This window comes from Ascidiimonas aurantiaca, assembly GCF_037646345.1.
In the GTDB taxonomy this organism is placed as follows: Bacteria; Bacteroidota; Bacteroidia; order Flavobacteriales; family Flavobacteriaceae; genus Ascidiimonas; species Ascidiimonas aurantiaca.
In genome coordinates this window covers 85,390-97,948 of sequence record NZ_JBBEWR010000012.1, presented here as the reverse complement: position 1 = coordinate 97,948, position 12,559 = coordinate 85,390, and the positions used below count along the sequence as shown (strand labels likewise).

Annotated in this window: 15 protein-coding genes; 6 read left to right on the top strand and 9 right to left on the bottom strand. The window is 39.2% G+C overall.

From position 1 onward, the window contains the following. From WAO84_RS12990 to WAO84_RS12980, 3 genes are read right to left on the bottom strand one after another with little or no spacing between them, the layout of a single operon-like run. The gene (locus WAO84_RS12990) at positions 1-1,233 is read right to left on the bottom strand and encodes a nucleoside permease (RefSeq protein ID WP_340066307.1); all 1,233 of its coding nucleotides are present in this window, start codon (positions 1,231-1,233) and stop codon (positions 1-3) included. Between the two features lie 14 nt (positions 1,234-1,247). Next, positions 1,248-1,691 (bottom strand): DinB family protein, encoded by a 444-nt coding sequence (locus tag WAO84_RS12985; protein WP_340066306.1) that lies wholly within the window; start codon positions 1,689-1,691, stop codon positions 1,248-1,250. 30 nt (positions 1,692-1,721) lie between these two features. Then, positions 1,722-2,723: a sugar phosphate isomerase/epimerase family protein gene (locus tag WAO84_RS12980; protein WP_340066305.1), complete on the bottom strand. Its 1,002-nt coding sequence runs from the start codon at positions 2,721-2,723 to the stop codon at positions 1,722-1,724. A gap of 148 nt (positions 2,724-2,871) precedes the next feature. Here WAO84_RS12980 and WAO84_RS12975 point away from each other — a divergent pair, with 148 nt between their 5' ends. Together WAO84_RS12975 and WAO84_RS12970 are read left to right on the top strand one after the other, a co-directional pair. Continuing rightward, positions 2,872-4,581: a GMC oxidoreductase gene (locus WAO84_RS12975; RefSeq protein ID WP_340066303.1), complete on the top strand. Its 1,710-nt coding sequence runs from the start codon at positions 2,872-2,874 to the stop codon at positions 4,579-4,581. Positions 4,582-4,592: 11 nt separating this feature from the next. Continuing rightward, entirely contained in the window at positions 4,593-5,240 is a 648-nt protein-coding gene (locus WAO84_RS12970) for a gluconate 2-dehydrogenase subunit 3 family protein (protein ID WP_340066301.1), read from the top strand. 275 nt (positions 5,241-5,515) lie between these two features. On the opposite strand, the gene WAO84_RS12965 is transcribed toward WAO84_RS12970, so the two are convergent. From WAO84_RS12965 to WAO84_RS12955, 3 genes are read right to left on the bottom strand one after another with little or no spacing between them, the layout of a single operon-like run. Further along, the gene (locus WAO84_RS12965; protein WP_340066300.1) at positions 5,516-5,998 is read right to left on the bottom strand and encodes a c-type cytochrome; all 483 of its coding nucleotides are present in this window, start codon (positions 5,996-5,998) and stop codon (positions 5,516-5,518) included. Between the two features lie 37 nt (positions 5,999-6,035). Further along, on the bottom strand, positions 6,036-7,001 hold the full coding sequence (locus tag WAO84_RS12960; RefSeq protein ID WP_340066299.1) for a YheT family hydrolase: 966 nt from the start codon (positions 6,999-7,001) through the stop codon (positions 6,036-6,038). 51 nt (positions 7,002-7,052) lie between these two features. After that, positions 7,053-7,598 (bottom strand): DUF1543 domain-containing protein, encoded by a 546-nt coding sequence (locus WAO84_RS12955; RefSeq protein ID WP_340066297.1) that lies wholly within the window; start codon positions 7,596-7,598, stop codon positions 7,053-7,055. Between the two features lie 224 nt (positions 7,599-7,822). Here WAO84_RS12955 and WAO84_RS12950 point away from each other — a divergent pair, with 224 nt between their 5' ends. Together WAO84_RS12950 and WAO84_RS12945 are read left to right on the top strand one after the other, a co-directional pair. Beyond that, a complete protein-coding gene (locus tag WAO84_RS12950; RefSeq protein WP_340066295.1) occupies positions 7,823-8,050 on the top strand; it encodes a hypothetical protein in 228 nt (75 codons plus the stop codon). Positions 8,051-8,151: 101 nt separating this feature from the next. After that, positions 8,152-8,643: an acyl-CoA thioesterase gene (locus WAO84_RS12945; protein WP_340066293.1), complete on the top strand. Its 492-nt coding sequence runs from the start codon at positions 8,152-8,154 to the stop codon at positions 8,641-8,643. A gap of 88 nt (positions 8,644-8,731) precedes the next feature. Here WAO84_RS12945 and WAO84_RS12940 read toward each other — a convergent pair whose 3' ends face one another. Beyond that, entirely contained in the window at positions 8,732-9,625 is an 894-nt protein-coding gene (locus tag WAO84_RS12940) for a DMT family transporter (protein WP_340066292.1), read from the bottom strand. Then, the gene (locus WAO84_RS12935) at positions 9,618-9,971 is read right to left on the bottom strand and encodes an arsenate reductase family protein (RefSeq protein WP_340066290.1); all 354 of its coding nucleotides are present in this window, start codon (positions 9,969-9,971) and stop codon (positions 9,618-9,620) included. The genes WAO84_RS12940 and WAO84_RS12935 overlap by 8 nt, the downstream gene beginning before the upstream one ends. A 135-nt stretch (positions 9,972-10,106) precedes the next feature. Here WAO84_RS12935 and WAO84_RS12930 point away from each other — a divergent pair, with 135 nt between their 5' ends. Continuing rightward, complete coding sequence (locus WAO84_RS12930) at positions 10,107-10,571, top strand: DinB family protein (RefSeq protein WP_340066288.1); 465 nt, start codon at positions 10,107-10,109, stop codon at positions 10,569-10,571. Here WAO84_RS12930 and WAO84_RS12925 read toward each other — a convergent pair. Further along, entirely contained in the window at positions 10,555-11,286 is a 732-nt protein-coding gene (locus WAO84_RS12925) for a DUF3298 and DUF4163 domain-containing protein (protein WP_340066287.1), read from the bottom strand. The two genes, WAO84_RS12930 and WAO84_RS12925, sit on opposite strands and share 17 nt — an antisense overlap. A gap of 100 nt (positions 11,287-11,386) precedes the next feature. Here WAO84_RS12925 and WAO84_RS12920 point away from each other — a divergent pair, with 100 nt between their 5' ends. After that, positions 11,387-12,526 carry a cystathionine gamma-synthase gene (locus WAO84_RS12920; protein ID WP_340066286.1) on the top strand — a complete coding sequence of 380 codons (1,140 nt, stop codon included), beginning with the start codon at positions 11,387-11,389 and terminating at the stop codon, positions 12,524-12,526. Positions 12,527-12,559 lie beyond the last annotated feature (33 nt).

Here is a 12,559-nt window from a genome sequence, read left to right as displayed (position 1 = left end):
TTAAGATGCTTTATATTCTACTTTCTCGTTCTTGAAAAAGATAATGAAAACAATCATGACTACCAGTGCAAAAGCAGCAGGATATACCCATATGCCTTTCCATAAATGTGAACCATCAGGCCTGGCAAACTGGTCTGTGATCTTTCCGGCCACCCAGAAGCCCATAAGCATACCTACGCCATAGGTAGCAAGGGTAATAAGTCCCTGTGCGGCACTTTTATATTTTTCGCCTGCTTTGTTATCTGTATATATTTGCCCGGAAACAAAGAAAAAATCATAACAAATACCATGAAGTGCAATCCCCAGAATAAGCATAAAAGCAAGTTCTCCGGCATTGCCATATGCAAATAGCAGGTAGCGCAGGGTCCATGCAAGCATACCTATGATTAATGTATTCTTAAAACCAAACTTTTTAAAAAACCAGGGTAGTAAAAGCATAAAAATTACTTCTGAGGCTTGTCCAATGGTCATTTTTCCTGTAGGGTTGGCTACTCCCATTTCATTTAGGAACTGTCCTGCATGCTGATAGTAAAATGCCAGGGGGATACATATAAATACAGAAGCGATGAAGAAAATGAGAAAGTTTCGGTTTTTTAACAGCTTTAGTGCGTCTAGCCCCAACAAAGCACTAAGGGTAACTTTTTCGCCCTTTTCAATCTTAGGTGGGGTTTTGGGTAAAGTAAAACTGAACAATCCCAGAAAGGCAGAAGCAACGGCGGTCATTAAAAAGGTGTTTTTTAACATTCCGGAAACAACGGCCTCATCAGAGTCCCATTTAAAAAGGTAGCTTATGGCCAGGCCGGCAGCAATCCAGCCCAGGGTTCCCCATACACGTATATATGAAAATTGTTTTGCCGGATCTTTTAACTGATTAAAGGAAACGGAGTTTACCAGGGCCAGTGTGGGCATATACAGTATCATATACCCTAGAACATAAGGGTAAAACGAGGCAAAGTCTTCGGCATGGGCCAACTGATACATTAAAAAGGCCCCTGCCAGATGAAGGAGTCCCAGAATTTTTTCGGCATTAAAAAAACGGTCGGCAATGAGCCCTATTATAAAAGGAGCTATAATAGCTCCCCAGCATTGAGTAGAGTAGGCCATAGCGGTCTCGGCCCCGCTGGTTTTAAGTGTATTGGGAAGGTAAATGCCCAGGGTAACAAACCACCCTCCCCAGATAAAGAACTCAAGAAACATCATTAATGAAAGTTGAAATTGTATGGTTTTATTCATCGTACGAAGAGTATTTAGCGTTTGTACAAAATATAATCACTTAAAGGCGGCTCCAGACCCTGTGCTCTCATTTCCGAAAAAATTTGTCCGCGATGATGCGTAGAATGATTTATAATATGGAACAGAATATCTTCCAGTGTATTGGTAAAGAATTCTCCTTTGGTAGTTTTATATTCAATTCTTTCTGAAAAGTTTTCTTTGGTAGAGATGATCTCAAAAGAGTTTCGCTGATTTTCATAATGGATATCATTCCATGTTCCCGGAAGATGTTGTTGCCATACATTAAAAGTAATGGGACTTTGGGTAATTCTGGCATTCCAGATATGATGTGCGTTAAAAATATGACTTAGCCAGATGACTCCTTTTTCTGAAAAAGAAGAATTATTTTCGGCTATTTCTATGAGACGTTTGTTGGCCTGATAGTTATAATCAAATAATGAATGGAAAAAGGATTTCATAATATACAGAGAGTTTGATCAGAGAAACGGTTAGTTTAGTTTTTCTGATGCTTTTAATAATAAATCCCGGGTGGCAGTAATTCCTTCTTCTTCACTCAAACGAGATCCTTCATATTCCACCCCAATAAAACCGCTATATCCCGCATCCTTTACTATTTGTAACATGCGTACATAATCAATAGTAGTTTCGTTGCCGTTGTTATCAAAATCATACGATTTGGCACTTACAGCTTTGGCAAAAGGCATGAGCTCCCGTACACCCTGGTATTTATCGTATTCTTCTATACAGGAGGCGCCCCAACGCTCTCCGTTTTCACGCTTTAAACAAAAATTACCAAAATCAGGAAGTGTACCGCAATTACTCATGTTTACTTCCTGTATGATCTCGGCCAGGAGCTTTGCATTTGACGATAACCAGCCGTGATTTTCCACTAATATATTTATTCCGTTTTGATTTCCGTATTCTGAAAGTTTCCCTAAAGCATCTACAGAAGCACTTTTCCAGATATCTGGGGTATCTTCCCCGAACAGGTTAACGCGTATAGAATGGCATCCAAGACCGGCAGCAGCATCTACCCATTTATAATGGTTCTCAATAGCCTTAGTGCGTTCTGAAGTATTTGCAGTACCCAGGTCTCCTTCACCATCTATCATAATGATAAGATTTTCAAGCCCCTGTGCTTCGCTTCTTTTATTGAGTTCCTTTACAAGATGATCTATGGAAACAGCGATACTCGTATTTTTTTCCAGTGCCGAAGCGTAAAGATGATTTACATATTCAAGACCTTTAAAACCCCAGCCTTTTGCTTTAGCTGCAAATTCAAAAGGATCCATTCCATCTTCCAGGATCATTTTATGTATAGACCATTGGGCCAGGGAAAGTGTAAAAAAAGGAGCCGTTTTTATATCATGATCAGGTTCCTGTACTATGTTTATACTTTTTTTTGTGTTTTGTTTGCAGGAGGCCCAACCCAATACCGATAAAGCTATACTTGCCTGTGCCGTATCCCGAATAAAATTCCTTCTTTGCATATTTTTCTGTTTTATTTATAATTTGTTGGGTTTTTTATAGTTTTAAAGCAAATGTCATTCGGTATTGTCAATAAATAAGCTATAAATTTATAAAAAATTAATTTCTATATTTGAGTAAATATTAACTAAAAATCCCAAATAATCTCAGATGTTTTATTACAGCAAACCCAGAGAAGAATACGATGCAATTGTAATTGGTACGGGAGTTAGTGGCGGCTGGGCTGCTAAGGAGCTTTGTGAAAAAGGGCTCAAGACACTGGTGCTGGAAAGAGGAAGAATGGTAAAACATATTGAGAATTACCCTACGGCTCATCTTGACCCATGGGACTTTAAATTTAAAGGAGAGCTTCCCAAAGAAGAACTTGCCAAACAACTTAAACAAAACCGAACGGGATATACTACTAATGAAGCACATCATCATTTTTTTGTAAACGATCTGGAACACCCCTACAATGAGGATAAAAGGTTTGACTGGATAAGAGGCTACCACGTAGGGGGAAGATCTTTGGTATGGGGCAGGCAAAGTTACCGCCTGGGAGACATTGATTTTGAAGCGAACCAGAAAGAAGGGGTGGCTGTGGACTGGCCCATACGGTATAAAGACCTGGCACCGTGGTATGATTATGTAGAAGAATATATAGGAGTAAGTGGCGAAAAACTGGGGCTTTCACATCTTCCGGATGGCAAGTTTTTAAAACCAATGGAGTTGAACTGCGTAGAAGATTATTTAAAACAGTCTATTGCCAAAAACTATAATGACAGGGTACTCACCATAGGGAGAACCGCCCATATTACCGAGGGTAGCAAACCGGGATTGGGGAGATCTAGTTGTAAATACCGAAACCGCTGTATGCGCGGTTGCCCGTTTGGTGCATATTTTAGCAGCAATTCTTCTACATTACCTGCTGCAGAGGCTACAGGAAACATGACGATGCGGGTAAACTCAGTGGTTTATGAAATAGCATATAATAAAGATACCAGGCGCGCCACAGGTGTTAAAGTGATAGATGCAGAAACAAATGAAATGTTTGAGTTTAATGCCAAAGTAATTTTTGTCTGTGCTTCTGCGATAGCTTCCACGTCAATATTGCTCCAATCCAGGTCAGATCGTTTTCCTGACGGTCTGGGTAACGATTCCGGTGAACTGGGACACAACCTTATGGATCATCATTTTAAAGCAGGGGCCATTGCCAAATTTAAAGGGTTTGAAGATAAATATTACACCGGGAGAAGGCCCAATGGCATATATATTCCCCGATTCAGGAACCTGGGAGGGCAGACCAACAGTAAAGATTTTTTAAGAGGGTATGGCTACCAGGGGGGAGCCAGTCGGGAAGACTGGACCCAGAGTGTTCGTGAGTTGAGTTACGGAAGAGAATTGAAGGAAGCTATGATGGCGCCCGGAGCCTGGAAAATGGGCCTTATGGGCTTTGGTGAGACCCTTCCCTATCATGAAAACCGTATGTATCTTAATTATGATAAAAAGGATAAATGGGGATTGCCCACGGTTACTTTTGATGCCGGGTTTAAAGAAAACGAGTTAAATATGCGCCGTGATATGGTGGCACAGGCTATGGATATGCTGGACAAAGCCGGTTTTGATGACATTGTTCCCTGGGACGATATAGGAGCCCCGGGACTAGGTATTCATGAAATGGGAACGGCCCGTATGGGAAGAGATCCTAAAACATCAGTACTCAATGCCCATAATCAGGTACATGATGTACCTAATGTGTATGTTACCGATGGAGCCGCCATGACGTCTGCGGCCTGCCAGAATCCATCCCTTACATATATGGCCCTTACCGCCAGAGCGGCCCACCATGCCGTAGAAGAACTTAAAAAAATGAATATCTGATTTTTTAAACTATGGAAAGAAGAGATGCATTAAAACAAATAGGTTTGTCTATGGGGTATGTAATAGCAACCCCTACTCTTTTAAATATAGTGCAAAGCTGTACTTCACAACCCAAATGGATACCTGTAAACTTTACTCAGGAAGAGGGCCATGTAATCTATGCACTAACAGATATCATCATTCCTAAAACCGATACGCCCGGAGCTGTTGAACTCGATGTTCCCCATTTTATTGATGCCTTTGTTCATGAAGTATTCCGAACAAACACCCTTAGCGTGTTTAATACTAGTAAAAAAACTTTCATAGGAAAGCTAAGAGCAGCTACTGAACAGGAAGAAATCACCACTATTCAGGAAGAAGACCTTATACCCTTTCTTGACAAATATCTTAAAATAACGAAGGAGAAAGAGCGTGAACTTTCTATTAAAATAGGAATGCACACTATGGAAGACAGTAAACTTCCCATACCCCCTGAGCCTTTGGAAGAAGAGGACCTTGTATATAACTTTCTTAACACAATACGGGGTTTGGCAATTTTGGGGTATAAGGCACATGAGTATGTAGGCGAAGAGCTACTTGCGTATAAACCTGTTCCGGATGAACAGAAAGGTTGTGTTGATCTGCAGGATGCTACCGGTGGTAAAGCCTATTCTCTTTAGTTTAATAGTTCAGAAAAAGAAATTTTAAGCTTTTGAAAATGGTTTGGGTAACAAACGGGTCTGTAAAATTCCCTTAGACCATTTATCATCAACAAACAGATATATGAGATATTCTATTACCTGATATACAATCCAATTAGGATGGGATATTTTGTTCTTTAACATATACATTCCAGAAAATACAAGAGTATTCTGGAGATGCAGTATGAAAATGTCTCTTCAGAGAAAAAGGATACCTGACCGTTATGAATGCTTACAGAGCAACCGGTGATTTTTTATAATGTACGAAGGTACTCTGCAATTTCCCGTGCCTCTTCTTGTGTAAGGTTCTGATTGGTCATGATAGCATTATTGTATTCTGCCATTAATGCTTTGGCAATGGGATCTTTTTTAAGCATTTCTTCCGGATTAAGCATGAGATTCATTACCCATTCCGGGCTTCTACGCTCATAAACACCGGCAACGGGAGGGCCAATAAGTCGCTGATTAGCCAAATGACATTGTGTGCATTTTTGAGTGAAGGCAGCGCCGCCTTTTGCCGCCATTTCCTGATCTATGGCCTCGTCAAAAGTTAATTCTTTTATGGGGCCAATTCCCTTGTTGTTGAGATCTACAGGTGTTTTGGCAACTTCTTTTTTCTTAGGGGTCTCTTCTTTGGTACGCTGGTACTCAAAACCCGGCTTTTTTTCTTCTTTTTTACCACAGCCGGTAAGTGTAAAAATAAAACAGGAAATACCCAGGAGATATAGTTTTTTCATTGAAAAGGAATTTGCGTATAAAGATAAGGATTGCGGCTCATAAGTTCAAGGATTTTAAGAAATCAACCGATCGTTTTTCGTTGTAATAAATATTATTTTTTTCGAAGAATCCCACATGGCCTCCATACTTTGAAATTTCCAAATGCAAAAAGGCATTTTCTTTAGCATCTTCTACAGGAAAACACGCATCTGAGAGAAAAGAATCATTTCTTGCATTCAAAATATATGCCGGGGTTTTTATGTTTTTTAGAAACTGTAAGGAACTGCTTTTTTCATAATAATCTAATGCATTCTTAAAACCGTGTGCTCTGGAAGTATAGAAGTCATCAAAGTCTTTCAATGTTTTTATAGACAAAAGGTCTTTATCAGAAACTTTGTCCGGAAATTGCTGTTGTTTTATTTTAAGCTTGCCAAGGAGGTTCTTTTTAAACCTTCTGGCGTACAGAGTGTTTTTAAAGGAATGTATCTCCAGCATGGCACTGTATAGATCGCAGGGTACAGACACAGCGATCCCGGCTTTGATTTGAGGTGGGAGGTTCTCCCGTTCTCCAAGGTATTTAAGGGTGATATTTCCTCCCAGGCTAAAACCATTGATGATGATTGTATGGTAGGAGTGATGGTTTAACACATGCTCTATTACCTGTTGAAGATCTTCTGTAGCACCGGAATGGTACGAACGATACAGTTTATTGGGTTCATCGCTGCAACTACGAAAATTAATATTTAAAGCATCATACCCATGAAGGTTAAAAGCTCTGGCGGCACCCTGCACATATGGCCGGGAGGCATTGCCTTCAAGTCCGTGCAGTACAATGGCAAGTCGGTGCGTTCTTTTCCCGGAATAGTGCCAGTCAACATCAAGAAAATCCCCATCGTAAAGCAGGATGCGTTCCCGCTCAGGATGAAGCCCTTCTACACGCCTTACCAATCCCGAATAAATAGTAGAGAAATGTCCGTTTTTAAACGGCAAAGGAGGGTTGTAATGTGATCTTAAAACAGGCATGGTATTCTAACTAAATAGATATTTGGTATGTAAAGGGCAAAAATATTGTGATCATTGTGAAACTGTATTTTCTATATATTCTTTTACGATTTTTCTGGGAAGCACATAATACCCGTTGTTTGGGACCAGGTTGGCTTTTTGGTCGCAGGGTGTCAGATGCACATAATACGAGTTTGTTTTTTTTATTTCCAGGCAGTCATCAATAGCATAGAGATCATCTTTATGTACAGAATCATATCCTTTTAACAATTGTGCTTTGGCCCTTTTTTTTACTTCTTCAGGAGTTTTGGCAACCAGGAAGGTGATGGCATGATGCTCTGTAAACTCTCCGGGGCGATAGGCTCCCAGATTAATGAAATAAAGTTTTTCCGGTCCTTCATACGGTTTATGTGAAAGAGTAACCCGATATCCGTCTATCACATCGAGTTCCATCCATGAATCAATGTGAACTTTATCCGCTGGTCCAAACCATTTATCAAGAATTTGTGTATAAGTGTCTTCAATTTTCTTTCCCGTTACAAATACGACATCGTGCAGCTCTATATTACTTCCGGGAGCACGGCCGCCTAAATATAAGGCAAATAACTTTTCATTCATTAACATACATATTGGGTCTATAAAAATAGTAACCTTCGCAATTACATAAAAGCTTTTTCGTAAACATTTATAATGAAAGGTGCATGAGGTTTCTTATGATTTTTACTTGATTTCCAGGATGCTGTGTGTGAAAAGAAGGCGATTTTAACCCATTTTTAACGCATTTTTATTTGGAGTGATGTAAGTCTGACTATTATTTTTACGCTATGTAAAGTAAAGTTGCTATGAAAAAAGATACCATATCAGAAGCAGTTGCTTATGAAAAGAAAAAACTGCGATTCAGGACCACTGATGAGAGAATAGTGGCATCAAGAAAATTAAGACAGTTTATTTTAGATATCAATGAGATCTATAAAAGGAATAAAGATGCCAGTCTTATGGAGCTAATGAAACGTCTTACAGAGAAAAAACGTTCTGTTGAAAAACGCCTTAAAGGAAAACCGGCCGTATAAATGTCTATAGTATTCCGGGTTAATATTACTGCATATTATAACAGATAAAAAATTATGCATGCATAATAATTGTTTTTTACTTTTGTAGAAAATAATGTATCATGTATTTTAAAGAATTTGAGATTCGATGGAATGACCTTGATGCCAACAGGCATCTGGCCAATGCTTCTTATATAAGCTTTGCGGCTCACACCCGTATGTCTTTTTTAATGGATTGTGGTTTTGACCAGTCCATGCTGGCAAAATACAATATTGGCCCGGTGGTATTTCACGAACATATCTATTATTTTAAAGAAGTTTTTTCGGGAAAACCCATTCGTGTTTCGCTGGAACTTGCCGGATTAAGCGAGGATGGTATGTTCTTTGAATTCAGGCATAATTACTATGATCACAAAGGCCGAAATTTTGCCCACTGTGAGATACTGGGTGGCTGGATTGATCTGGGTACCCGAAAGCTTATTCCTCTTCACGAAGAAATGATGCGCCTTTTTGATGAAGCAGAAAGGCCAGAAGATTTTAGAATACTTACTAAAGAAGATACCCGTAAGGATCAGAAAGCTCCCGTACATCTTGAAGATGTGAAGAATGCCTAGTTTTTTATATGTGAAACAAAAGGCATCAGGTTTTGTATGGGTACTTAATGAAGAAATGTTTGGTTAAAAAAAGAGACCTGATATTTCTTTATTGTGATGTAGCCGGTTTTTTAGTAACCAGATATACCCCTGCAAACACAAGAAATGCAGCCAGTCCTTTTACAATATTCAGCGAATCGGCTCCTAATAATGCCGCAAAAATGATGGTGAGAAGGGGTTGCAGGTAAATGAAAGCCCCAATAGTAGAAGCTTTTAGTTCTTTAAGTGCAAATAAATTAAGTAAATACGTTAAAAAAGTAGTACCAATGACTACGAAAGCCATTTTCCATATAGCATGTACCGGTAGTTTGCTCCAGGCCACTTCCTGAAATTCTTTAATGGTAATGGGGAAGTTGATCACAACAGCAATTAAGAACAACCACTTCATTAAAGTAAAAGGGTGATATTTTCTTGTAAGGGGTCTCACTATGATAAGGTAAATACCATATGCTACGGCATTTACTAAAAATAAGGTATTACCCAGAGGTATGTTAGGGGCATCGTTGCGTACTTCGGTCCCGAAAAGAATAAGGGTGAGGGCTCCTGCGAGACCAATGAATATTCCTGCTGTTTTAAGAAACGAAACTTTTTCCCTGATAAAAATAGCGGAAAGGAGCAATACAATAATTGGTGTAATGGTAATGATGACCGCACTGTTAATTGGCGTAGAAAGACTTAGCCCTTTAAAGAACATTAACATATTGATCACCATACCAAAAAGGGCACAGGCAATAAGCCTGGGCCAGTGCTTTCTGGCAATACGTTCTTTAGGGGCCCAAATAGAAAATAACCAAAAAAGAAGCGCCGCTCCTAACACGCGAAGCAGTATGAAGCCATAAGGTTTTATGTACAGCGGCATGACATCTTTGGCGATAACATGGTTGAGCCCGTAAATAGAACTTGCGCCTGTCGCTGCCAGTATGGCTAGGGTTCTTCTATTCATGGATGGCTGATGAGGCCTGAGCTACGGTTTTTTTACTGTTTCCAATAAAAACAGTATCATTAAAAATAATCACCGGTCTTTTCAGAAAAGTGTAATGCTCAAGAATAAGATTTTTATAGTCGGTCTCTGTCAACGATTGTTCATTGAGTTTACGCTCTTTATAAAGTCTGGCTCTTTTACTAAACAGAGCTTCATAACTTCCGGTAAGCAGATGTAAAGCTTCCAGTTGCTCTTTAGTAAGAGGAGTACTTTTTATATCCTGAAAATCAAAATCAGAAGGTAAATTGAGATCATTTATAATACGTTTACAAGTGTCACACGTAGTTAAATAATATATTTTTTTCATAGAAATAATGCTATTATGGAAATAGATTGAATAAATTGCTTTGCAAAAATGAGAATAAATTTAAAGAGACAGAAAGCGAATACCTGTAAAACAATTTTTTATAACGTTTTTCTTTAAAAAACCAGTTTTTGAAAAATGGAAAGTATCATATATAAAACTATTGAAAACCGAAAAAAAGTTTACGCTATTACTAACGATTTGACCCTGGAGCAGCTTACTGCTATTCCACAAGGGTTTAACAATAATATACTCTGGAACACAGCCCACCTGATCACTGTTCAACAGCAACTGGTATATGGCTTATCGCGATTGCCACTAAACATACCCATGTCTTATATAAAGAAGTATGGAAGAGGGAGCTTTCCGGATACCGAAACTACTCCCGAAGAGGTTACTGAAATTAAAAACAATATTCTAAAACCGTTGGAAAAAACTTTAAGCGATTATAAAAACGGAGTTTTTAAAAAGTTTACGCCTTATGAAACAGCTATAAAAAAAGTTATCCATAATGTAGAAGAAGCTTCAGATTTTAGTGCCTTTCATGATCGTTTACACCTGGAGCGCATAGAAAAACTGCTGGTTGCTATTCGCGCTTCATGAAAGAACGAACCTTATTCAGGGGGATCTCAACCTTCTTTTGGCCATCAGCATACGATGCTATCTCGTACTGATTATATACCAGAAGTATGCTTTCGGAGGTGAAACCAATATTTTCAGGTAACACAAAAACATCATCTTCAAACATGAGGCCGGTACTGTTAATATTGGCACCATCAGGGATATTCTCCTGTTGTCTGAATTTTTTTTCTGCCAGTTCTGTAAAACCCCGTAAGTCACTAAAAATATCATCAGGCTGCAGCAGAATTCCCGTTTCGGGATCAAAATTCATAAATGCGGTAGCGCCATAACCGTGGGCACCACCTGTAAAAAGGTAACTATCTACCTGAATACATATTATAAAGTCGTCTCTATATAATATACGGCCTTCAATATCTGCTTCCCATGCTGGAGTTTCAGGAAATTCTGATCGCAAAACCTCATAAGAGTAAGTAAAATCAGAAATAGCCCTTTCAACAGAGTCAGGGGTGTTTTCTTCCGTGTAGTTTAACAGGAAAATAATGTGTTCTTCAATAGCGGTGTTAATGGCAGTAGCCACATCTGAGCCGGCGGCTGCTTCAGGATAAGAGATCTGAACCTCAGCGCAGTTTTCACATTTTTCTGAAGATACTTCTTTATTGACAAAACTAATAGTACTTTCTTCCTGACAGCTAAACAGGAGCGTACAGATGCCTATAAGGATTACATATTTTTTCATAAATGTAAGGTTTCTTAAACTTTTAATAAAGGTAAGGGGTTGATTGCAATCCCCAAAAGGAAACAATACATTTGTATAAATTTTAGATATCGAGATCTTTATGAAGTTCAACACGAAAACTATTCACGGCGGGCAGGAACCTGACAAAGCATACGGAGCAGTGATGCCTCCCATTTATCAAACATCTACATACGCACAAACCACTCCGGGCGGACACAAAGGATACGAATACTCAAGAACGCATAATCCTACCAGAAATGCTCTGGAAAAATCACTGGCAAGTATAGAAAATGGCCGGTATGGCCTTGCTTTTGCAAGTGGGTTGTCTGCGATTGATGCAATACTAAAATTATTAAAACCCGGAGATGAGGTAATATCAACTAACGACCTTTACGGAGGTTCCTATCGACTTTTTACCAGGATCTTTAAAGACTTTGGTATTAAGTTTCATTTTACCGGAATGGGAGATCCCTCAGAAATCGAGGCACTTATTACACCTCATACAAAACTTATATGGGTAGAGACTCCTACCAACCCTATGATGCATATCATAGATATTGCAGCAGTATCAGCATGTGCCAAAAAACACGGACTTTTATTAGCTGTTGATAATACCTTTGCAACCCCCTATATTCAGCAACCTCTGGATCTGGGAGCAGATATTGTAATGCATTCTGCTACAAAATATCTCGGCGGCCATAGTGATCTGGTTATGGGAGCTGTAGTAGTAAAAGATGAAAATCTGGCTGAAAAACTGTATTTTATTCAAAATGCCAGCGGAGCTATTTGTGGCCCGATGGATAGTTTTTTGGCGTTGAGGGGTATTAAAACCCTTCATTTAAGAATGCAAAGACATTGTGAGAATGGAGAGGCAGTTGCGCATTATCTGGCAAATCACCCAAAAATTGAAAAGGTATTCTGGCCCGGTTTTGAAAGTCACCCTAATCATGATATAGCTAAAAAGCAGATGAAAGGTTTTGGCGGAATGATCTCTTTTATCCCTAAAGGCAGTAGTTATGAAGATGCCATTGCCATAGTAGAAAAACTTAAAGTATTTACACTGGCAGAATCTTTGGGAGGGGTAGAGTCTTTGGCCGGGCACCCTGCGAGCATGACCCATGCGAGTATCCCTAAAGAGGAGCGTGAAAAATCAGGCGTGGTAGATTCGCTTATACGTTTAAGCGTAGGTATAGAAGATGTTGACGATTTGATACAGGATCTCGAGCAGGCTATTGGATAGATACCAAGTATAACAAAACAAATACATCCGCTT